This is a genomic window from Pseudoclavibacter sp. JAI123 (genome assembly GCF_013409665.1).
Taxonomy (GTDB): Bacteria; Actinomycetota; Actinomycetes; order Actinomycetales; family Microbacteriaceae; genus Pseudoclavibacter.
In genome coordinates, this window is the sequence record NZ_JACCCM010000001.1 from 1,924,912 (window position 1) to 1,946,400 (window position 21,489).

23 protein-coding genes are annotated in these 21,489 nt (G+C 68.3%); 11 read left to right on the forward strand and 12 right to left on the reverse strand.

Annotated elements, in window-relative coordinates; translation table 11 throughout:
- The first annotated feature begins 21 nt into the window (after positions 1-21).
- The 4 genes from HDC34_RS09040 to HDC34_RS09055 all read left to right on the forward strand — a co-directional run bounded on the left by HDC34_RS09040 (position 22) and on the right by HDC34_RS09055 (position 4,522).
- On the forward strand, positions 22-969 hold the full coding sequence (locus HDC34_RS09040) for a helix-turn-helix domain-containing protein (RefSeq protein WP_179556613.1): 948 nt from the start codon (positions 22-24) through the stop codon (positions 967-969).
- A gap of 400 nt (positions 970-1,369) precedes the next feature.
- Entirely contained in the window at positions 1,370-1,900 is a 531-nt protein-coding gene (locus HDC34_RS09045; protein ID WP_179556614.1) for a hypothetical protein, read from the forward strand.
- A 328-nt stretch (positions 1,901-2,228) separates the two neighbouring features.
- A complete protein-coding gene (locus HDC34_RS09050) occupies positions 2,229-3,773 on the forward strand; it encodes an LPXTG cell wall anchor domain-containing protein (protein WP_179556615.1) in 1,545 nt (514 codons plus the stop codon).
- 209 nt (positions 3,774-3,982) lie between these two features.
- Positions 3,983-4,522: a hypothetical protein gene (locus HDC34_RS09055; protein ID WP_179556616.1), complete on the forward strand. Its 540-nt coding sequence runs from the start codon at positions 3,983-3,985 to the stop codon at positions 4,520-4,522.
- 80 nt (positions 4,523-4,602) lie between these two features.
- Here the strand turns inward: HDC34_RS09055 and HDC34_RS09060 are convergent, their stop codons facing one another.
- The 7 genes from HDC34_RS09060 to HDC34_RS09090 all read right to left on the reverse strand — a co-directional run bounded on the left by HDC34_RS09060 (position 4,603) and on the right by HDC34_RS09090 (position 8,927).
- Positions 4,603-5,154 carry a DUF1990 domain-containing protein gene (locus tag HDC34_RS09060; RefSeq protein WP_308807295.1) on the reverse strand — a complete coding sequence of 184 codons (552 nt, stop codon included), beginning with the start codon at positions 5,152-5,154 and terminating at the stop codon, positions 4,603-4,605.
- Positions 5,151-5,357 (reverse strand): hypothetical protein, encoded by a 207-nt coding sequence (locus HDC34_RS09065; protein ID WP_179556617.1) that lies wholly within the window; start codon positions 5,355-5,357, stop codon positions 5,151-5,153. The genes HDC34_RS09060 and HDC34_RS09065 overlap by 4 nt, the downstream gene beginning before the upstream one ends.
- Positions 5,354-5,632, reverse strand: coding sequence for a hypothetical protein (locus HDC34_RS09070; RefSeq protein ID WP_179556618.1), 279 nt, complete (start codon positions 5,630-5,632; stop codon positions 5,354-5,356). The genes HDC34_RS09065 and HDC34_RS09070 overlap by 4 nt, the downstream gene beginning before the upstream one ends.
- Positions 5,633-5,935: 303 nt before the next feature.
- Positions 5,936-6,961, reverse strand: coding sequence for a hypothetical protein (locus tag HDC34_RS09075; RefSeq protein WP_179556619.1), 1,026 nt, complete (start codon positions 6,959-6,961; stop codon positions 5,936-5,938).
- A 102-nt stretch (positions 6,962-7,063) separates the two neighbouring features.
- On the reverse strand, positions 7,064-8,041 hold the full coding sequence (locus HDC34_RS09080; RefSeq protein ID WP_179556620.1) for a zinc-binding dehydrogenase: 978 nt from the start codon (positions 8,039-8,041) through the stop codon (positions 7,064-7,066).
- Positions 8,042-8,043: 2 nt separating this feature from the next.
- Positions 8,044-8,466, reverse strand: a complete 423-nt coding sequence (locus HDC34_RS09085; RefSeq protein WP_179556621.1) for an organic hydroperoxide resistance protein — start codon at positions 8,464-8,466, stop codon at positions 8,044-8,046.
- Positions 8,467-8,468: 2 nt separating this feature from the next.
- Complete coding sequence (locus HDC34_RS09090; protein ID WP_179556622.1) at positions 8,469-8,927, reverse strand: MarR family winged helix-turn-helix transcriptional regulator; 459 nt, start codon at positions 8,925-8,927, stop codon at positions 8,469-8,471.
- Between the two features lie 408 nt (positions 8,928-9,335).
- Here HDC34_RS09090 and HDC34_RS09095 point away from each other — a divergent pair, with 408 nt between their 5' ends.
- Positions 9,336-9,566 (forward strand): hypothetical protein, encoded by a 231-nt coding sequence (locus tag HDC34_RS09095; protein WP_179556623.1) that lies wholly within the window; start codon positions 9,336-9,338, stop codon positions 9,564-9,566.
- A gap of 61 nt (positions 9,567-9,627) precedes the next feature.
- Here HDC34_RS09095 and HDC34_RS09100 read toward each other — a convergent pair whose 3' ends face one another.
- Positions 9,628-10,269: a Pr6Pr family membrane protein gene (locus HDC34_RS09100; protein WP_179556624.1), complete on the reverse strand. Its 642-nt coding sequence runs from the start codon at positions 10,267-10,269 to the stop codon at positions 9,628-9,630.
- A gap of 64 nt (positions 10,270-10,333) precedes the next feature.
- On the opposite strand from HDC34_RS09100, the gene HDC34_RS09105 reads away from it, so the two are divergent.
- Complete coding sequence (locus tag HDC34_RS09105) at positions 10,334-11,359, forward strand: ATP-binding protein (protein ID WP_179556625.1); 1,026 nt, start codon at positions 10,334-10,336, stop codon at positions 11,357-11,359.
- Between the two features lie 36 nt (positions 11,360-11,395).
- On the opposite strand, the gene HDC34_RS09110 is transcribed toward HDC34_RS09105, so the two are convergent.
- From HDC34_RS09110 to HDC34_RS09125, 4 genes are all read right to left on the reverse strand, one after another.
- On the reverse strand, positions 11,396-12,289 hold the full coding sequence (locus tag HDC34_RS09110; protein ID WP_179556626.1) for an SDR family oxidoreductase: 894 nt from the start codon (positions 12,287-12,289) through the stop codon (positions 11,396-11,398).
- Between the two features lie 72 nt (positions 12,290-12,361).
- A complete protein-coding gene (locus tag HDC34_RS09115; RefSeq protein ID WP_179556627.1) occupies positions 12,362-13,162 on the reverse strand; it encodes an SDR family NAD(P)-dependent oxidoreductase in 801 nt (266 codons plus the stop codon).
- A gap of 63 nt (positions 13,163-13,225) precedes the next feature.
- Positions 13,226-14,116: an SMP-30/gluconolactonase/LRE family protein gene (locus HDC34_RS09120; RefSeq protein WP_179556628.1), complete on the reverse strand. Its 891-nt coding sequence runs from the start codon at positions 14,114-14,116 to the stop codon at positions 13,226-13,228.
- Entirely contained in the window at positions 14,106-15,911 is a 1,806-nt protein-coding gene (locus HDC34_RS09125) for a glycoside hydrolase family 15 protein (protein WP_179556629.1), read from the reverse strand. The genes HDC34_RS09120 and HDC34_RS09125 overlap by 11 nt, the downstream gene beginning before the upstream one ends.
- Before the next feature lie 208 nt (positions 15,912-16,119).
- On the opposite strand from HDC34_RS09125, the gene HDC34_RS17795 reads away from it, so the two are divergent.
- From HDC34_RS17795 to HDC34_RS09145, 5 genes are read left to right on the forward strand one after another with little or no spacing between them, the layout of a single operon-like run.
- On the forward strand, positions 16,120-17,187 hold the full coding sequence (locus HDC34_RS17795) for an acyl-CoA dehydrogenase (protein WP_257023100.1): 1,068 nt from the start codon (positions 16,120-16,122) through the stop codon (positions 17,185-17,187).
- Positions 17,184-18,698 (forward strand): bifunctional PIG-L family deacetylase/class I SAM-dependent methyltransferase, encoded by a 1,515-nt coding sequence (locus HDC34_RS09130; protein WP_308807296.1) that lies wholly within the window; start codon positions 17,184-17,186, stop codon positions 18,696-18,698. Before HDC34_RS17795 ends, HDC34_RS09130 begins: the two co-directional genes overlap by 4 nt.
- Positions 18,695-19,525, forward strand: a complete 831-nt coding sequence (locus tag HDC34_RS09135) for a glycosyltransferase family 2 protein (protein WP_179556631.1) — start codon at positions 18,695-18,697, stop codon at positions 19,523-19,525. Before HDC34_RS09130 ends, HDC34_RS09135 begins: the two co-directional genes overlap by 4 nt.
- Positions 19,522-20,046, forward strand: coding sequence for a hypothetical protein (locus tag HDC34_RS09140; protein WP_179556632.1), 525 nt, complete (start codon positions 19,522-19,524; stop codon positions 20,044-20,046). The genes HDC34_RS09135 and HDC34_RS09140 overlap by 4 nt, the downstream gene beginning before the upstream one ends.
- Entirely contained in the window at positions 20,043-21,470 is a 1,428-nt protein-coding gene (locus tag HDC34_RS09145; RefSeq protein WP_179556633.1) for an NAD(P)/FAD-dependent oxidoreductase, read from the forward strand. Before HDC34_RS09140 ends, HDC34_RS09145 begins: the two co-directional genes overlap by 4 nt.
- Positions 21,471-21,489: the final 19 nt, after the last annotated feature.

A 21,489-nucleotide genomic window follows, 5' to 3' on the forward strand; every position in this document is an offset into this window, starting at 1 on the left:
TCGATTGTGCGAGGAGGGTCAATGGAGCAGAACGCGAACGTCAAGTACGACGAAGACCGAGGTTGGGGCTCGTTCCCGGGCTATCAGGCACACTCCTTCCGGCACAAAGGACCACTGCCTCCCTCCATCGACACGGTGCTCAGAGCGGGCGTTGACCTGTTCGCTCCGACCGGATCCGTCACAACGGAGGTGACCATCCTCCGCTTCGACCAGTACGTTGTCGCGCATTGGAGGTGCTCGCCTGTCGACTTCATTTGGAAGCGTGAGCGTTCCTGGTCCCACGGGCGTGGGTTGGCCGTCTTCCTCGAGCGTGGATCGCTGCTGATCACCTCCGGAGACCGCAGCATTGAGCTTGAGGCGAAGCACCTGGCGATCGTGCCGCCCGGCACCGAACGCGTCGTCATGCACGCGGATCGGGGATTCGAAGTCACGCTCTTCTCGTTCGACGTGAGCGAAGTGGACTCCACGCGCTTGAGCTGGCACCACTCCGCTGGCGGCATCGTGCGGCAGAGTGTTCTCGGCCTTCTGGAAGCTGCCGCGAAGAGACCACAACCATCGAATCCGCAGTCATCGAGTTCTCTACGCGCCCTCCTCAGGACCGCAGCCACTGCCTTGGTCGTCGAGTCGAGAGACTTTTCCAACCAGGAAGACACAGACACATTCGCTCTCGTTCACCTGATCGTCGAGAACCGGTTCCATGACCCGAGCTTCTCCGTCGACGGAATCGCACGTGAAGCCGGTCTCTCTCGCAGGGCCCTCGAACGCCGACTGCGCGGTTCCGGGGCGACTCCTGGCCGAATGCTTCGTACCCGCCGCGTGCAGAAGGCACTGGAGTTGAAGCGCGAGATGCCTGGTCTGCCCTTGAGCGAAGTCGCACTGCGCAGCGGTTTCGCAAGCCCCGTCACCATGAGGCGCGCCATCGCTGCCGAGACCGCCGACCAGGAGACGAACCAGGACGCCACACCATGACAGGGCGTTGACGCCAGCTGTCTCCTACGCACGCAGTTGTCACGATGACCGTCAGAATGCGTCGGGCCGACGGCAGGGAAGTGCTTGCCGGCATCGCGCAATCCACGGCCTATCCGCACCGGCGCGCTGCCGTTCACCACGACCCCCGCAGACGGAAACCCCCGCCGAACAGCCTTCAGACGCGTGAGGTGCGAGTGCGGGGTTCCGCATCCTCGCGACCCGCTGATGTGACCCCGGCGAAGCCTGCTGTCTCTTCCGAACCCGATAGTCACGATGGCGGATCGTTCACCGCGATCGCCCTCCATACGGCCACACGTGTACCCGGGAGGCGTCCAGGATCGATTGGGAGCGTGGTCGCGTCACCCGTGCACGGAGAACAGGCGAACGAAGCGAGGTAGAGATGACCGCAAACCCCAACTCAGAGCTGGCAGCGCCTCCCGAATTGGACGCCGTGATCGGGCGCGGGTGGCTCGTGGAAGTACGCCGGTACACCCTCTGGATCCTCGCGATTGCCGTGTTCCACACCATCGCGAGCAGCGGTTCGCGTAGCTACTGTCCGGGTGGTGTGACCGGGGCTGGAGACTATCTCGACGCGAATGGGGAGATCACGGCCCAGGTCCCGAATTGTCTCGCGATGACGCTGCAGCCCAGTCCGCTCGCATACCTTGCGTTGGCGCTCGGATTCGTGAGCATCCTCACCGTGCTCATCCGCCGGGGAACGATCCTCGCAGACGCTCGACGCCAGTTCACTCGTTCAGCGATCCTGTTCACCATCGTGATCGTGCTCTGGACCGGAGCGTCGCTCTACTCCCTCTTCACGTTCCCGATCGAGCTCTATGACGGTGGCCTCGCTCGTCCTGACGGATTCATCTTCGGCGATGTCGAAGTCGACATCTCCCCTATGCAGGTCCAACTGCCGAACCCGAGTTGACCGGCGGCGCTCGGCGATGCCCATCCACAACCACGGACACAGCAAGGAGCACACCCCACCCCGCCAGCCGGCCACAGGAAGACCGTGCTCGTCGCATTCCGCGCCCTCATGGATCGCAAACGTGGACCCGCGTCCGCTCAGGAATTGTTCACGCGCCTTAAACGTGAACAATCCCCAGAGTCGTGTTGAACAACATAGGGTCGATTGATACCCGGGTGTTCGCACCGGCGATCTTGATCCCTGAGCGCGACCCGCGGTGTACCCACCCCTCTGCCGACGGCGCCGGAGCACCATGAGTCCGACGCCCCCACACCTAGGACAAGAGACCATGACACGCGTCACCAGACGACTCCTCGCCGCACTCGGCGCCGGGGCCATCCTCGCCACCGCGCTCGCCCCGCCGGCGCAGGCGGCACCCGACCCCCGCCTCGAGAGCACCGAGCTCGACGTCGAGGAGCTCCGCCTCAGCGCCACGCTCCCCGGCGAGACCGTTCCCTTCTCCACCCAGATGATCGCATCCACCGGGCTTGAGGCCGCGCTCGACAACTTCTCGGCCACGCTCGCCGGGACCGCACCCGAGAACGCCGACACGCTCATCGTGGAGACGGGACGTGAGATCTGGGACATCGCCGTCCAGAACGCTCAAGACGTCGAAGCAGCCACCCGTTACGAGGACCGCGGTCTCTACTGGGCGCGGCTCGCGATGCGCGCCGAGGTCAAGGACTGGGCCGCCTCCTCCGCCGTTTCGGCTGAGCAGCTCACCGACCTGCTGCACAACCTGGAGGAGGCGACTCGCGGCCTGCTCGAGCTCGGCTTCGACGAGGACCCTGGCGTCACCAAGGTGATGATCAGCGGATTCGACCCGTTCCAGCTTCCCGCCCTGCTTGAGCGCTCGAACCCCTCCGGTGCCGTTGCCCTCTCCCTCTCCGGCCGTGTCATCGAGACGGCCTCCGGTCCAGTGCAGATCCAGGCTGTCGTGCTGCCCGTGACGTGGTCGCGCTTCGACGGCGGAATCGTCGAGGACGCCTACGGCCCCCAGTTCCTCGCGGGTGCCGCATCCCCGCAGATGGCGATGACCATCAGCCAGGGTCGCACCGGCTACGACATCGAGCGCTGGGCGAGCAGTTGGCGCGGCGGCGGCGTCGACAACCTCGACGAGCGCGCTCTCGAAGAGGCACCGGATGCGGCGGCGTGGCCGCAGACCGTCGACGGTGCGCAGTTCATCGAGACGACGCTGCCGTTCGAAGAGATGGTTGCCGCAGAGACGGGCCCGTTCCCGGTGCAGCTCAACAACGCCTTCTGCTACTCCTTCAGCGAAGCTCGGGATGACGAGGCGCAGTGTGTCGGCACGAACGACCCAACGGCGCCGCCCGAGGGATCCTTCGCAGTGAGTGGTGGAGGCGGCGACTACCTCTCGAACGAGAGCATGTACCGCGCGAACCGTCTCCGCGTCGGCCTGGACCGTCAGGATGTGGCCGGCGGCCACCTGCACGTCCCAGTGCTCGACTACGCCAACCTCGCCGCCAACCGGGCGACGAACGTCGAGCAGACGCAGCAGCTCATCTTGGCGGCGGCCGCCGCGCTTCCGACACCCGCAAGCCCGGAGCCCACGCCCACGGCAACCCCGTCAACCACTCCGACCGTCGCGCCCGAGCCCACGCAGGAACCGGAACCCACCGTTGCGCCTGAAACATCGACGGCTCCGAGCCCCGTCGAGACCACGACGTCCGCGCCAGCGGCTCCCGTCGACGGTGACTCGAGTGCATCACTCGCCACGACAGGAAGCGCCGGAGTACCGTTCCTGACGATCACTGCGGCTGCGATCGCCGCACTCGGCGGGCTTGTCCTGCTGCTGCGTCGCCGACGCAGCTAACGCTCGCTTGGCGGGGAAGGTGGCGTATGCGTCTTCCCGAAGCCAGCACAGCCTCCCCGGCTCGCCGACCGCCGCCCCGACTCCGTGGGTCCAGACGGTCGGCTGGTCGGGGAGGAATCCACCGTGTGCGGGAGCCGTGACGACGATCATCCCGCTTTCGCTAGGCTCGCAGTGACACCGCAGGGGCAGCAACCGCCTTGGAGGGGATCATGCCGAACCGAGCACATCGCGCGGAGGAAGAGTCGCTCGTAGACTTCCTTGCCGATTACACACCCGGGGAAGCGACGTTCTCCCTCTCGACCGGTGACACACCACTGCTCAGGGCGATGCTGAATCCAGATCTGATGGCCCGCCTGGGCATCGCTGAGCGGCTGCTCGACGACGGCGCGGATGCATCCGTCACTCTCTCGTCCGGTCTCAACGCCCTGCACCTGCTGTTCTCGAACCGCGAGCACGACCTAGACCGCGAGGCGGCGCTTGTCGCTCGGCTCATCGCGGGCGGGGCCCTCGTGAACGCGATCTCGAAGCGGCAGGGACCGCCGCTGCTCACCATGATCGACTCAGGTATGGCCTCGCTGACCGGCATCGGCGTCGTCATCGACGCGATCACCGAGTCGACGATGATCGACCTCGAGGTCCTCGTCAACCGCAGAGGAAGACCTCGGAAGACACTTCGCGAGGAGATCGCGACATCGGAATGGCACATTCCCGAGGTGAGGGAGCGTCTCGGGATCTCCCACCAGCCTTGACCGAGGCGATAGCCTCGCCAGCCTCGGGCGGTCTCCCCGGAGCGTCTCTAGCCTCGACGGGGCATCCGGCGCGCTCAGCTTCAGGTCTCGCTTGCGGCCAATGCCCGAAGGTACCGGCGGGTCATCCGAGTCTGCACCGTTCGAGCTATTGGGCCGCCGAGGATGGTGAACCAGCGCGCGGGTGCGGAGAAGGCGACGATGCTGAAGGTCACAGTCCCGGAATCCGCCAGGTCCAGCACGAAGCGCTCCTCACCTCGCTCGGGGTGGCCGGGGAGCGTGCCGTAGGCGAAGCCGCAGGAGGTCGAGGTGCGCTCGGCCCAGACGACGAGGCAGGGGATCGTGAACTTCAGCGGACCCATCTGCAGTCGCATGACGACGCGCGATCCCTCCCGCAGGGGGACCTCCGAGAGCTCGACCGAGGCGCCGGCTCTGCTCTGCGCGCGGCCAGCGAGCAGGTCGTGGGCCGCCCGCTCGAAGGTGTCGCGCCCGTGCCCGATGACCAGCGATTCGCGCACGTGGTGGTAGCCAGTCGGCAATTGGCCTGCGGTGGCTCCGACCTCGGTGTACGTGAGCTCGGGCAGCTCACCACGGGAGCCAGAGCCGGGCGTGGGCGGGGCGGAGTCGCGCGTCACCCCTGTGCCGCCGACGCGTCGTCATCTGCCCTCTTCGGTGTCCGTGCCGGCCACACGACCAGGAGGAACACCGCGATCGGGCCGGTCAAGAGCGTCAGCAAGAACCAGGTCCAGGCGGAGCGGCCGCGAGACCGCGCGTACCCCGCCGCGAGAAGCGCGATGCTGAGCCAGATGGCAGAGAGGGTCGACTGCTCAGGTGTCATCGGGCCAACGCTACGGCACGGTCATCATCGCGGGCCGTTGCCAGCGCGCGCATCATGTCGACGAGCTCGCGCGACACAACGTCGAGCTGACTTCGGCTGCCGATGATGGGCCGCGGGTAGGGCAGTCGCGGGTCGGGGTCAGCCCGGCCGTTCAGCTGCAGGATGCTCCGTGCGACGGAGTGCAGCAGCTCGGCGTCGTTCACGGGCTCACCGGAACTGAAGAGCCGGAGACTGCACTCCATCGAGTTCAGTCCGCGTCCGAGCTGGACGGCCATGGCGCACTCCTCATTCCCTGCACCGACCTTCACCGTGAAGGACCGGTTTCGCCCGCTCGTGAACCAGGATCCCTTGGCGACCGTGGCCCCGGCATCCCTGAACGCGTCCATGAACTCCGCGAGCGACAGCGCGGCGTAGCCCCCTCTCGGGGTCGTGAGGTCGTCGCCCTCGGAAGGCCGCGTCGACTCGGCCGACCAGTCGCGCTTGGCGTCGCACCAGCGATACCAGGCGTCGCCGAGGCCCAGGCGTGCGAGGTCGACGGTGAGGCGAGATACGCCGAGGCGGAGGCGGTCGGCATGAACCTAGAACCTCTCCTTCTCGTCGATGGCTGCGGGAGACACGACGGCGGCGATCTGCGTGCCCTCCTCCGCGCTGGTGAAGAGGGCCACGACGATGTCGTCGGTGACCGGCCAGAGGTCGACGTGCTGGATCCACGTCACCTCGAGCTTGTTGGCTGCCCACGAGCCTGGCGCTGGCGCCTCAGCCCGAGGGGTTCCCCACTGTGCGATGAAGGCGGCTCGCACATCGCTCATGACCCGAGCGAGCGCTGCCACATCAGTGGGGCTCCCTGGGTCGTGGGTGTCGATGACGGCAAGCTCATGCCCCCACGCTGCCGTGGTGCGTGGCAGGTTCCGGAGTCGCCCGAACTGGATTCCCTCGATACGCGGCTCCTCGAACAGCTCGAGGCAGGCAGCGATCACCTCGCTGGTGTTCACCTCTGGGGCGACGAAGGGAGTGGCGGCGCGGACAGGCTCAGGTTCCTCGTTCTTGACTTCAGCCACCCAGGCGTCGAACGGGTCTGGTTCGCGAACCTCCCAGTGGGCGGGCACCTCGACGCCGAATTCCGTCTCGACCCACGCCCTGAACTGAGCCAGTGCCGCCACCGATTCCTCGTCCTCGTCAGACGGTTCCTCGGCGAGCACGTAGCCGTTCAGCTCGAGATAGCCGATGGCGAGCAGTCGCAGGAAGTCCACCGCGTCATCAGCGAGGGAAAGGCGCTCGCCCTCCGACCCGAGCACCACCACACGGATGGCGTCCGAGGGGTCGCGCCAGAGCGCGGCGAAGCTTCCGGTGCCGTCGGTCTGCCCGAGCGGGAAGAGGCGGTCGTGCCCCACTTCGTCCGGCTCGAACCAGCCGGTCAGCGACTCGGTGGGGGAGAAGACGATGCCGAGCTCCGCGGTCCCCGCGTATGGGGTGAGAAAGTAGCCGTTCCGGTTCTCGAAGCCCCAGCCCTGTCCTTCCATCCACGTCCACGCCCGCTCGAGCGGCTCGGGGATGGTCATACCGTCGGGGAGCTTCGGCGCCAGGAGGTCTGCGAGATGTGACATGCGTTCAGGATGGCCGCCGAGCTTGAGCAGATCCAGGGAGCGCCGTGCAGAACGCCCCGCCCTGTGACGGGCGGGGCGTTCGAGAAGCCGATGCCTGCGGCGCTAGGGGCGAAGCAGGACCTTGCCGACCCGGCCCGAGGTGAGGCTCGCCTCGACCGCGTCGGTGATCTGCTCGAACGGGAACACGTCGGCCACGGGAAGCGTCAGCTGACCCGAGCTGAGGTGCTGAAGCAGCTCGCCGAAGAGACGCTGCTTCAGGCCAGCGTCGATGGACTGGCTGACCTTGCTGCCCCAGAACCCGCGGACTGTCGCCTGCTTGAAGATGACGTCGCCGGAGGACAGCTCGAGCGTGGGTGACGCCATCGCGCCGAAGACGACGAGCTCGCCGTTCTCCGCAAGGAGCGAGAGCACCTCGCCAGCCGAGTTGCCACCCACGGATTCGATGCCGACCTTGATGGGCGCACCACCGGTGATCGCCTCGACCTCGTCCCGCCAGCCGTCCACGTTCGTCGCGACGATGCGCTCGATGCCCTGCTCGCGAAGCTCGTCAACACCCTCGGACCGACGCACGAGGCCGACCACGTTGACGCCGCGTGCCGCCGCGATCTGGGCGACCATGCGGCCGACGGCGCCGTTCGCCGCGTTCTGCACAAGCCAGTCGCCGGACTCGAGGCCGAGCGACTCGAGCAGGCTGATGGCGCTGAACGGCATCGCGACGAGCTGCGCGGCCGATTCGTCCGGCACGCTGTCCGGGACGGGGATGAGGCCAGCGGCGGGGGTGGTCACGTACTCGGCCCACGCGCCGAACGATCCGCCGGTCGCTACCCGCTGGCCGACACTCAGCCCCTCGACGTCGGAGCCGATCGCGTCCACGACCCCGACAGCTTCGGTCCCAGCTCGTGCGGGCAGCTCGGGCTTGAAGCCGTAGGTGCCGCGCACGGTCCAGAGGTCATGGTTGTGGATAGGTGAGAGCAGGATGCGCAGGCGCACCTCGCCGGGGCCGGGCTGGGGGAGTTCCTGCTCCTCGACGGTCAGGACGTCCTGCGGCTCGCCGAAGATGGGGTGGGTGATAGTGCGCATGTTCAGTCCTCCGAGACCGTGATGGTGACGTCGATGTTGCCGCGAGTGGCGTTGGAGTATGGGCAGACCTGGTGCGCCGCGTCCGCGAGCGCCTGGGCCTCGTCGTGTCCCAGGTTGGGGATGACGACCTCGAGCAGCACGGCGAGCTGGAACCCGCCCTGGCCGTTCGGTCCGATCTGCACGCGTCCGCCGACGCTGGAGTCGCCGAGGTCGAGCTTCTTGCCTCGCGCGACGGCGTTCAGCGCGGAGTGGAAGCAGGCGGCGTAGCCGGCGGCGAACAGCTGCTCGGGGTTCGAGCCGGCGCCCGACCCGCCCATCTCCTTGGGCACGGCCATCGTGAGGTCGACGGTGCCGTCGCTCGAGACGACGCGTCCGTCTCGGCCTTGGCCGGTCGAGAGAGCTTCCGCGGTGTAGAGCACGTCCACAGCTAGTCCTTCTTTCCTTGTGCGTCCGCCTGGGCGGCGGTGGCTTGCATGGTCTCCGTCAGGTGCTGGAGGGTGCGCAGCAGTGCTGCACCCGATTCCTCGCCCTCGAGACCGGTCCCCGCGGCGATGCGGGATGGGATGTGCGAGAGCTCGGTGCGGAGCGCGACGGCTCGGTCGGTGAGCCTGACGTCGACGACCCGTTCGTCACCCGGGCGACGCTGACGCGAGATCAGGTCTGCTTCTGCCATGCGCTTGAGCAGCGGCGACAGGGTTCCGGAGTCGAGCTGCAGCAGCTCGCCGAGCGTCTTCACCGACTGCTCGCCGTCGTTCCAGAGCACGACGAGCACGAGGTACTGCGGGTACGTGAGACCGAACGGCTCCAGGAGCTTCCGGTAGGCCTGCGTCGTGGCACGGCTCGCTGCATAGAGCGAGAAGCAGATCATGTCGTCGGTCACGGGCATGACAAAAGCATTGCACACAACTCAATGGTGCACAACCAGATCTATTGTCAGTTGACGCAGTCAAAGAGACCAGCGGCGGCGGTGGGAACAACCGGCCCTGCGGGGCTCCCGGACACCGTGACCGGAACGTAGCCGTTCGGGGTCCTGCAGCCGGATAGATTAAAGTTTTCCCAACCCGGAGGATCGCCCGTGACTCGCCCGTCGCCCAAGAAGCGCTCCCGCGCCGGAAGAGCCTCTGCCAAGCGCGCGCCGACGACAGCTGGTCCAGGCCGGAAGCGGGTCGCGCCGCGCTCAGCGTCCGCGACGTCGAGGCCGCGCACGCCTCGCCGCGCGAGCACGCCGCCTGCCAGGGGCGCCCGCACGAGCGCGAGCAGATCGGCGCGGCCAGCCGCCGCGAGGCGAGCGCCCGTGTGGTGGATGCAGGCGAAGCCGGTCACCTCCACGCTGCGCTATCCGCGGCTCGCCGCGCTCGCATTCCTGCTGGCGGTCACGCTCGTGACACTCGCTGCGACACTCGGCATTCTCTGGCTCTTCGTGCCGGAAGTCGCTGCGCGTACGGTCGAGCAGGCTCTCCTGCTGGCCCTCGGACTCGCCCAGGTCGTGCAGTCCGCCGTCTCGTGGCTCGGGTCGGTGCTCTAGCGCCTCGAACGTACAGGCCACCTGTCACGGTCTCCCTCACCCGGTCTCGCATCCTCCACCTTCAGCCGCGCACATACCCCCGGAAGCGGCTCGCCCACCAGACGAACGTGGCCGCCACGAGAAGAGCACCGAGCAGGCCCACGACGTGCAGGAACAGAGAAACGGGCCCGTGCTCCGGCAGCAGGAACCCGTAGGGCACCCAGCCGTCAGTCGCACCTCGGAGCAGCACGACGAGCATCCAGAGCAGCGGGTAGGGCAGCACGACCCACAGCCGCTGCCAGGCCAGTCGCGGGCGATCACCGACGAGCAGCCAGTCGAGGGCCACGTAGGCGGGGAAGACGACGTGCAGGATGGCGCTCACCCACGGAGGCGCAGAACCGGTCCCAGGCACGAGCGTGTTGTAGATGACACCCACGATGATCATGCAGCTCGTAGCGACACCACGGAGAACCGCGAGCCATGCGGGAGCATCGCGCCCGAGCATGGCGAGCACTCCCGCCGCGATGAGGAGTCCGCTCGTGATGAGGCTCGTCTGATTCGTGAAGTAGCCGAAGAAGTCGAACGGGTTGCTGTCGCCGACACCGATGCGGCCGACGTAGGTGGAGACGAGCATCGCGATGACGGCGAGACCGACGCCGATCCGCACCACGCCGACAACTCGGCGTGCCGACTTGGACGCCTGGTGCTCTGTCGTGCTCGTCATCTGCGTCAGCCTAGGGCCGCAAGGCTGGCACAGGACTGCGACCCGCGCTCGTAGGATCTGGAGCGTGACCGACGACTTCCCCCTTCGCGACCCCGCTGCCACCACCGCCCACGTGGCGGAGTCCGATCTCACCGACGCCATCGACGAGGTCCTCGATGCCGCGATGGCGTTGCTCTCGGAACGCGGCGATGCGGCGGTCGAAGATGGCGACCTCGATCCCGTCTTCCGCGCCCACGTCGTGGAGATCCTCACCGAGGCCTGGACGAGGCTCGCGGGACTCCGCGATTTCGGGTACCTGCAAGCCCCCGCCTCGCTGGACCTCGGCCTCATGCAGGCGACGGCCGACGTGCTGCTCGCCCAGGGCCTGCACCCGGCCCAGCCTCTCGTATCGGCGAACGTCCTCTTCGAGGTCGCCCTTCCCGCGTTCGCTTCCCGGATGCCGGTGCCGACGGTGACGGTCGCCCAGGTGCTGCACTCGAGCGTCTTCGGCAGGTTCGTCCCGGGGGCCCTCGCCTACGCCGAGACGCTCCGCGGCCAGCTCTCCGGAGTTCAGCGCGTCGCGGAGCTCCGCCTCGCGCGTCAGCTGCGGGAGTCGATCCTGCCCGAGCTCGGCGGTGACCGTCCCGCTCGAGCAGCGGCGATCGTCGACGCGCTCAGCTGGGACCTCGAGCACCCCGCACCGCAGGACTTCCCGGATGCCCTGTTCGAGTACGCGAGCCACGAGCTGCCGATCCTGACGCCTGTGGAGGTGACCGAGATCGGCACCAGGGGCCGAGTCTCCGCGCCCGCAGCTGAGGAACTGCACGCCATCGCGGTCGAGGCGATCAGGAACGCGAGGCGTCACGCCGGGGCGAGTCGGATCGACGTCGTGCTGCTCTGGCGGCCATCGACGCTGGTGCTCACGGTCACGGACGACGGACACGGTGCCGCCGCGCGGCTCGAGGAGCTCGGGGCGCGAACCCACGGCATTGCATCCATGCGGCAGCGGGCGGCGCTTGTCCACGCACGCATCCGCTTCGAGACGAACGAGACGGGCACGACCGTGACGCTCACGTGCCCGACGGATGCAGACGAGGACGCCCGCGCCTGAGGCGCGGGCGTCCGACGTCGACGAATGAGCCGAGTGCTACGGCGTGGGCATGCCGCCGTTCACGTTGAGCGTCTCGCCGAGCACGTAGCTCGACTCGGGTGAAGCCAGGAAGACATACGCGGGCGCGAGCTCTGCTGGCTGCCCCATGCGCCCGAGCGGTGTGTCCTCGCCGAACTGCTCGACCTTCTCCGGCGGCTGGCCGTCCGTGACCTGGAGGGGCGTCCAGATCGGGCCGGGAGCGACCGCGTTGACGCGGATGCCCTTCGGCGCGAGCTGCTGCGCGAGGCCCTTGGTGAAGGCGTTGATGGTCGCCTTCGTCGATGCGTAGTCGACGAGGATCGGAGCCGGCGAGTAGGCCTGGATCGACGTGGTGTTGATGATCGTCGACCCCGGGGGGAGGTGCGGGATCGCGGCCTTCGAGATCTCGAACATCGCGTACACGTTGACCTTGAACGTCTCGTCGAACTGCTCGCTCGTGAGCGTCGTCAGGTCCTCGTTGTAGATCTGCTTCCCGGCATTGTTGACGAGGATGTCGAGACCGCCGAGCTTCGCGACGGCAGCATCCGCAAGGCCCTTCACGTACTTCTCGTCGGTCAGGTCGCCGGGCAGCTGCACGACGTTGACACCAGCGTCCTGTGCGATCGCGGTGATGCGGTCTGCATCCTCCTGCTCTTCGGGCAGGTAGGCGAGAGCGACGTCTGCACCCTCGCGGGCGAAGGCGATGACGGTTGCAGCCCCGATGCCGGAGTCGCCGCCCGTGACGAGGGCGCGGCGGCCCTTGAGTCGGCCGGAACCCTCGTAGGTGCTCTCGCCGAGGTCGGCGGTGTCGCGGAGCTTCGCGTCGAGTCCCGGCTCCGTCTGGTCGTCGGAGTTCGGCTCGATCTCGCTGTAGAGCTTAGTCGGGTCGGTGAAGGTGTACTGATTGGCCATGTTCGACTCCTGTTCGTTCGGTTGATCGTTCGTGGGTGAGGGGAAAGCGAGTCCGCGCGAAGCGGATGACGCTCAGATGGTCGCTACCGAGCCCGCGTCGACTCGGTAGTTCGAGCCGTTCACGAAGGAGGCTCGGTCTGAGCAGAGGAAGGTGATGACGGAGGCGACCTCGTGGGCCTCCCCGCGGCGGCCGAGTTCCATGTACGGGCGCTCCTCGTCGAGGAACGACTCGATGGCCTCGTCGAAGCTCGTGCCGAGCTCGTCGGCGCGCTTCTCCATCATCGCGTCGGTCATGGGCGTCGAGATGAAGGCGGGAGACACCGCATTCACCAGCAGTCCCTCAGAGGCGTAGCTGCGCGAGAGGCCCTTCGAGAGGGCGAGGATGCCGGCTTTCGCCGCGCAGTAGGGCAGTTCGTCGTCGTACGGCTGGACGGCGTCCTCGGAGGCCAGGAAGACGATGCGTCCCCAGCCGCCCTTGCGGAGCGAGGGGAGGAACTGCCGGACGAGGCGGACCGGCCCGAGCAGGTCGATCTCGACCGTCTTGGTCCAGCCCTCGTCGTCGATCTCGTGGAAGAGCCCCTGCGCGCCGGTGATGCCGGCCGACTGGACGAGGATGTCGATGTCTCCGACGTGCTCCTGCACGAAGCCGTGGAGTTCCGCGAGATCGTCGAGCTTCGTGATGTCGGCGGCGTGCGAGAAGAGCCGCCCCTCGGGCGCGTCAAGCTTCGCCGCGGCCTCCGCGAGCGAGTCGTCGTCTCGGTCGCTCAGGACGACGGTCGCACCCTCGTCGAGGAGCTGCTTGGCTGTCTCCCAGCCGATACCTGAGTCGCCGCCGGTGATGAGCGCCTTCTTGCCGGTGATACCTAGATCCATGTCTGCTTCCCGTCTACGTCGTTCGTGTGGTGTGCGGTTCGGTCGAGTTGGGGGACGGATACGTCAGGGTGTGCCGATGGTCTGCCCGAACACAGAAGCGGGGCGCCCCCGACCCACGCCTTCGACGGCGAAGATCGAGCCGCTCAACGGGGCGTCGACCAGGTCGCTCTCCGTGAGGTTCTCGCGCGCCGTGCCGACGAAGAGGGTCGACAGTGCGTCACCCCCGAAGGCGACGGACGTCACGTTCGGGGCGGGGACGCTCAGATCCCCGAGCGGGTCCCCGTCCGAGCTCCAGTGCGCGACGCTCCCGTCACCGTAGATGCCGTTCCAGAACGAGCCGTCGACAGCGTGTGCCAGACCATCCGAGTTCCGACCGCGGATGAACGGCTCGAGTTCGCCGAGATCGTCGGGGCCGGGGCCGTACGCTGCGCGGTAGATGGTCTGCGTCGAGGTGTCCGTGACGTACATGGTGTCGCCCGACTCGCTCCACTCGAGGCCGTTGGTCGTGTGGAACCCGCCGAGCAGCATCCGCACCGTTCCTTCGGCGTCGAACGTGTAGAGAGCGCCGTCGGGGGCCGTCGAGGTGATGTTCATGGAGCCGACGACGAAGCGGCCGAACGGGTCGACCTTGCCTTCGTTGAAGCGGATGCCACCGTGCGAGTGCTCGACCGAGGCGAGGGTCTTCGTGAGGCGTCCGCCGGCGTCGAGCTCGACGATGCGGTCTTGGAGCGAGGCGACGAAACCGCCGCCCGCGGCCGGCTGGATGGCGCTCACCGGAGCTGGGAGCTCGGAGATGCGGTCGTCGCTGCCGTCCCGCGCTCCGCCGAGGCTCCCCAGGTGGAACGTGCCCTCGGTGATGTCCACCCAGGCCAGCTCCTCCGTTCGGGCGTCCCACCAGATGCTCTCCACGAGCACGGAGCGCAGTTCGCGGAAGACGCTCGGTTCACCGGTCATCGTGGGCCTCCTTCGGCACCAGGTCCTTGATCATGAGGGCTGCGTTGATGAGGGCCAGGTGGCTGAGTCCCTGCGGCAGGTTGCCCCAGAACGCTCCGTCCCCGGCAGCGATCATCTCGGCGAGCAGACCGACGTCGTTGGTCTGCGTCACGAGGTCGTCCATGGCCGAGACTGCTTCTTCGTGCCTGCCCACGCACGCGAGCGCGGACACCCGCCAGAAGGCGCAGGCCACGAACGTGTGCTCCTCCGCTGAGACGCCCGAGTACCGGTAGAGCAGCGACCCCTGGCCGAGCTCCCGAGTCAGGGCGTCGATCGTGGACGACATCCGCTCACCTCGATCGAAGCCGCTCGGCGCATGCAGCAGCACCGAGGCGTCGAGGCGGTCCGTCCCGGGGTGCATGACGTAGCTTGCGAGGTCCTCGGACCAGCAGTGCTCGTCGGTCCAATCGTGAATCCGGTCGCGTTCCGCCTTCCAGCGTGCGACGTCGCCGTTGATGTGCGAACCCTCGGCGAGCGCGATCGCGTCGGTCAGCGCCTGCCAGCACCCCATCTTCGAGGAGGTGTAGTGCTGCTCGTCGCCGAGCTCCCACATCCCGGCATCGCGGCTGCGCCACTCGTCGCACACCTTGTCGGCGACCTTGGCGAGCAGGCGCGCCGTCTCGACATCCAGCAGATTGCCGTCGTCGACGTAGGTGCGGCTGATGGCGATGAGGTCGCCGTAGATGCCCAGCTGGAGCTGCCCCTGCGCAGGGTTGCCGGTGACGACCGGGCCGATGCTGCGCCAGCCCGGCACGTCGTACTCGACGACACCGGCGCAGGTCGAACCGCCGAGCGAGTACATGACAAGGACGTCCGGCCCCTGCTCGCGGATGGTCCGGAGCAGCCAGGAGATCGCCGCGTGCGTCTCTTCCCGAAGCCCGAACCAGGTCAGGGAGTGAGCCGTGTAGGCGAGGTCTCGGATCCAGGCGAAGCGGTAGTCCCAGTTCTTGCCGCCAGCCGGGTTCTCCGGCAGAGAGCTCGTCGCGGCGGCGGCGATAGCGCCTGTCGGGCTGTGGATGAGGAGCTTGAGGGCGAGAGCGCTTCGCTGAACCTGCTCGGACCACGGACCCTCGTAGGAGAACTCTTCAGACCAGGTCAGCCAGCTGTCGATGGTCCGATCGATACCCTGGTCGACCTTCGCCGGGCCGGGCACACGAAGCGGTTCGCCTTCCGTTGCGGTCAGGACGAGGAGGTGCCGTGAGCCCGCGGTGGTGGTGAAGCGGCCGTGGAGATCGGCGGGGTCAGCGCTGGTCGGGTCGGAGGGGGCAGGGCCATGGTCCGAGCCGACGATTGCCATCGACAGCTGACCGCAGCGGATGATGGTGTGCTCGCCGACTCGGTCGAGCCACGGGGACTTGGTCCCGAGCATGGTTCCGGGCGAGATCCGCCAGGTGAACTCGACGGATCCGTCGATCCCCTCGACGCGACGCGCGAGTTCGGCCCAGGGGAGTCGTCCGGCGACGCCCGTGACCATGGCGTCGGTGACACGGGCGACGCCGCTGGCGGTCGTGAAGGTCGTCTCCAGCACGTTCGTCTTCTCGATGTAGCGGCGTGTGGATTCGTGGGCTTCTCGGGGGACGAGCTCGACGCATCCGCCTGTCTCCTCGTCGAGGATGCGCGCGAAGACGGGCACGGAGTCGAGGTTCGGGAGGGGCAGCCAGTCGACTCGCCCGTTCGGGGCGACGAGGGCGACGGTGCGGCCATCGCCGAGGGCGGCGTAGTCGCGAAGGGGGAGTCCGGGGGGAGTCTTCGTCATGAGGGTGATGACGCTACGGGACGTCCTGGCCGACTCCGTGGGAATTTCCTCCGCGTGCCTGGGTGTCTGTCGGTACTCGTGAGCGCGCGTAGTTAGTCGGTTGCATGGCCGGTGTCAACCCTCCCGGGGACTCACGGTCGGGGTGCGTAGCGTGCCACGTTCGGGCCATGTGTCGGCTCCGTTCGATGGACTTCCGGAAGGAGAGGCCGTGTCTGAGAGCTTCCAGGGCATCGATGTCGACCCCGACTTCTGGGATGGTTCGTCCGCACTCCTGGCGGCGGCCGGCTCGTGCGATGGAGACGCGGCGTTGGTCATCGACGCCTTGCGTGCTTCGCCCCCGCCGCCCGTTCCCGGCGACGGCGGGACACGGTCGCTGTTCGGGCTGCTGTCCGGCTTCGGCGCGCTTGATCTGACCGCGGCCCGAGTCATCGAGCCGCACTTCGACGCGGCCGCCATCTTGGCCCAGTCCGGATCTTCGATCGACCCCGGGACGAGCTGGGGTGTCTTCGCTTCCGCCTCGCCCGTCGAGGTCCGGTGGGAACCGGATCCCGCGGCGGGCGATGACAGCTCACCGCGTCGCGCGACCCTCTCGGGAACGAAGCGGTGGTGCTCACTCGCGTCGAGCCTCGACCGCGCGCTCGTGACGGCGTCGGACGCGGATGGCGAGTGGATGTTCGTGCTCGACCTCAGCCAGGACGCCGTCGTTCCCCGGGAGGGGGGCGCGCCCCTCACTGGCCTCACCGGGGTGCCGAGCGGGCCGGTGGATCTCGGTGCTGCGTCCGCGTGGACCATCGGCGACGGCGCTGAGTGGTACACCTCGCGTCCTGGGTTCGCCTGGGGCGGCATCGGCGTCGCGGCTGTCTGGTTCGGCGCCGCGGTGGCGCTCGGTCGGGCGCTCGAGAGCTCGGCGCGGTCTCGCGAGCCGGACCAGCTGGGGTACGCCTGTCTAGGGGAAGCCGACCGCCTGCTCCACGGCATCCGCGTGCAGCTGGAGGACGCCGCCGACCGCATCGACGCGGGGACCGCGGACTGGGGCCTCGCGCAGCGGGTGCGCGGCAACACGGCCAGCGCATGCACGCGACTCCTCGCGATCTGCGGGGAGTCGCTGGGACCGGCGCCCCTCGCCTTCGACCCCGTCCACGCCAGGCGCGTCGCGGATCTAACCATGTACCTCCGGCAGCACCACGGCGCGCGCGACGACGCTGCCCGCGGCCGGTCGCTCTCCGACGCGGGCCGGGCGGAGCGCGACGCGGCGCCCGGGGGCGAGGCCTCGTGATCGGCGCAGCGCAGCCTGCGTTCACGCATCTGCAGGGGGGAACTCCCGAAGCTGCCTGGCTGGAGGCCGGCGTCACCGGCTTGCCGCACCTCGACGGTGAGCTGTTCTCGCCGAAGGGCGGAGCGCAGACGATGCTGTTGGTCGGGGCGGCGCATCCCGACGACGAGTCCCTCGGCGCCGCAGGGCTCGTCGTCTCCGCGCTCGCCGCGGGCGTCGACGTGAGCGTGCTGCTGTGCACCCGGGGCGAGGCCTCCCATCCGGAATCGCGGAGCCTCTCCGAGCAGAGGCTCGGCGAACTCCGCCGCGCTGAATTCGATGTCGCTCTCCGCGAGCTGCATGAGGGCGCGGCGATGATCGCCCGCCTGGCGGGACGTCCAGTCGGCCGCCTTGATCTCTCCGAACTCGGATTGCCCGATGGGCAGCTCTCGGCCGCCGTCGACGAGATCGCAGCGGCCGCAGGAGCGAGGCTGCGCGACGCCCCCGACCGGCGGTTGATCGTTGCTGCCCCGTACCGGCGGGACGGGCACGCCGACCATGACGCCGTCGGCGAGGCGCTGGCCCGAGCTGCTCTCGACGCCGATGCGGTGCTGCTGGAGTTCCCCATCTGGTTCTGGCACTGGGCCGACCCGGTGACGGATACGGAGTGGCGACACTGGCGGAGCCTCACGCTCGCCCCGGAAGCTGCCCGGGCGAAAGACCGCGCCATCTCCGCCCACGCGTCTCAGGTGCGTCCCCTCTCCGACGCTGCTGGGGACGAGCCGGTGCTGAGTCAGGCGCACCTGCAGCATTTCCGGCGCGACGTCGAGGTCTTCCGGGTGACGGCTCCCGCCACGCGGGACTCTGCCTCCGCGCGCCTGGCTTTCGACGAAGTGCACGCAGATGCCGTCGACCCGTGGGAGCTCCGCTCGAGCTGGTACGAGCGGCGCAAGCTCGACGTACTGCTCGCGATGCTGCCGGCCGAGCGCTACGAGCGGGGCCTCGAGATCGGCTGCTCGATCGGTGAGAGCACGTCGAAGCTCGCTGGCAGGTGCTCCCGACTCCTGGCCGCGGATGCGAGCCCCGAGGCGCTGAAGCTGGCCGAGGGAAAACTGACCGGCAACGCAGACGTCGAGTTGGTCCTCGCGACCCTTCCACGTGACTGGGCCGCGCTCGACGTGAACGATGGCCAGCTGGACCTCGTGGTGCTCTCCGAGACGGGCTACTACCTGGCCGAGGACGAGCTCTGCGAGCTCATCGCGAGATCGCGTCGGGCGCTGCCCCCCGCTGGAGTGCTGGTGCTCTGCCACTGGCGTGGTCCCATCGTCGGCTGGCCGCTCGACGGGGATCGCGTTCACTCGCTGACCGCCCGCCTCGGCATGCGCCGCCTGGCCTCGTACACGCAGGACGAGACACTGATCGACATCTACGAGAACGGGAGCGTCGCCGGGAACTCCTGCTTCGCCAGCTCGCACGTCACTGTCCCCGCGGCCTCGGATCTCGACAGGGGCCGATTCCCGGAAGAGACGGCATGAGCTGGGCGTCGCGGCCACGAGGAGTCGACGAGGATGCCCGCATCCGCGACGTGCGCATCGTCGTCCCGGCACGCGACGAAGAGCGCACCCTCGAGACCTGCCTCGCTGCGCTGACCGTCGCCATGGATGCCCTCGGCAGGGCTCGGCGAGGCCGCCACGTGCGGGTTCAGGTCGTGCTCGTTCTCGACTCATGCCGCGACTCGAGCCTCGAGATCGCAAAGCGCGCCGCGCACCGCGATCCCCGCATCCACCTGATCGAACGTGCGCACGGATCCGTGGGCCGCGCGAGGCGCGACGGTGTCCGTACCGCACTCACCCTGTCGACAGCCCACTCGGGTGACACCCCATTCGAACTGCACACCGCCTGGATCGCCTCGACGGACGCGGACTCGGCTGTGCCGAGGGACTGGCTGGTCGGGCAGCTCGAGTTCGCCGACGACGGAGCCGACCTGCTGCTCGGCACGGTGCTCCTCGCGCGCAGCGGCGACCCCCGAGACACGGAACTCGAGACCAGATGGCTCGAGGACTACGTCTTCGAGGAGGGTCATCCCCACATCCACGCCGCGAACCTCGGTATTCGAGCCTCCACGTACCTGCAGGCCGGCGAGTACCCTCCACTGCGCGAGCACGAGGACGTCGAGCTCACCTCGGCGGTCATACGGCTCGGTGGCGTCGTGCGCTCGAGCGCCAGACATCCGGTCGTGACCTCCGCACGTACGACCGGACGCACCCCCGGAGGGTTCGCGATGTTCCTCAGCCGTCTTTGCGGTGAGGAGCAGACACCACGAGAGAATCAAGAAACGACGATCTTCAGGAGCATCCGATGACAACGACACGAGGATTCGACCACGAGGTCTACGCGGGCTACCTCAACGCGCACCTCCTTGCCTCGGAGGCTGGACTGAGGGCCTTCAAATCCGCCACTGCCACCTGGGCGGGCACGCCCCACGAGGAGACCATGCGTGTACTCGTGGCACACATCGCCGCAGACCGGCGCGACCTCAAGACGCTGATCGAAGGGCTCGGCTACCAGGAGTCCTTCCTCAAGCTGTGGCTCACCAACGGCGCTCGTCTCGCGGGCACCTTCAACCCCGTGAACATCCTTCGCCTGCGCCGTCGACCGAGCACCCAGCTCGAACTGGACATGCTCACTGGAATGGTCCGCGCCAAGCTGTCCATGTGGGAGGCGCTCATCGCGGTGCAGCCGCGCGATCCGCGCCTCGTGCTCTCCGGGCTCGAAGAGCTCCTGGCGCGTTCGCAAGCGCAGATCGATCTCCTCCAGGGCATCAGCCAAGACTCCGTGGAGGAGCGCTTCCTCGAGCAGGCCTCGAGGGACGTCAGGTCATGAATCGCCGCGCTATCGTCGTCGGCGCGGGGCCGAACGGCCTCACGGCAGCGGCGCTGCTCGCCAAGCGCGGCGTCGAAGTCGTCGTCTACGAGCGCGCCGCGAAGATCGGGGGAGCGTCCAGGTCGGCGGAACTCTTCGGCGACGGGTATGTGAGCGATCTCGGTGCCGCGGCGCATCCGATCGGCATCGCGAGCCCCGCCTTCCGAGAGCTGGAACTCGAGGCCAACGGTCTCACGTGGGTGCACCCTGACATCCCGATGGCCCATCCGCTGCCAGGCGGTCGCGCCGCGATGCTGCACCGGGACATCGAGCGGACCGCCCACGAGCTCGGCGTCGACGGGCCGGCCTGGAGGTGGTTGCACGAGCACTTCTCGCACCACCCCTTCGAGACGGTGGAGAACACCATGGGGCCGCTCCTGCGGATCCCGCCGCACCCGTTCGACATGGTGCGCCTCGGAGCGCTCGGTGCGCTCCCCGCCGCGACGATCGCCGGCCTGCTCTTCCGCAGCGGAGCCGCCAAGGCGCTGTTCGCTGGCTCATCCGCGCACGCGACGCTCCCGCTGACCCACGCGCTGACCGCGGCGTTCGGCATCACCTTCGGCGCGCTCGGCCACAGCACCGGATGGCCGGTCGCCGAGGGCGGTTCGAGCAGCATCACCGACGCGCTCGCCCGGGTCGTGCTCGCGCACGGTGGCCGCATCGAGACGAACGCCGAGGTGACCGACCTCCGGGACCTGCCGGACGCCGACGCGGTGCTGCTCGACCTCACCCCGAAGCAGATCCTGCGCGTCGCGCACGAGCAGCTGGGGTCTCGGTACGCCGCCCACCTCGCCGGGTGGAAGTACGGGGTCGGCGTCCACAAGATCGACTACCTGCTCGACGGTCCGGTGCCGTGGGCGGATCAGCGCGTGACCGGTGCCGGCACCGTGCACGTCGGTGGTCGCATGCAGGAGATCGTCGCCGCGGAGCGGGCCGTGAACCGTGGCCGCATGCCCGACCGTCCGTTCGTGATGGTGACGCAGCAGTCCAACGCGGACCCGAGCCGCACCCACGACGGCAAGCAGGTGCTGTGGACCTACGCGCACGTCCCCAACGGAGCGGACCTCGACGTGCGTCCCGCGCTCGAGGCGCAGATCGAGCGCTTCGCCCCTGGCTTCTCGGAGGTCATCCGTGACCGCCGCGAGTGGAAGCCCAGTGCCCTCGAGGCCTGGAACCCGAACCTCGTTGGCGGCGACATCGGCGGAGGAACGCTCGCCGGCACGCAGCAGATCTTCAGACCTGCTCCGTCGTTGCACCCGTACCGAGCTGGCCGCCGTGGACTCTACGTCTGCTCCTCGTCCACCCCGCCCGGGGGAGGAGTGCACGGGATGCCGGGGATGCACGCCGCGCGAGCCGTGCTGCGCGATTGGTCACGCAGCCGCTGACCGCGGGCTCCGAGCGCTA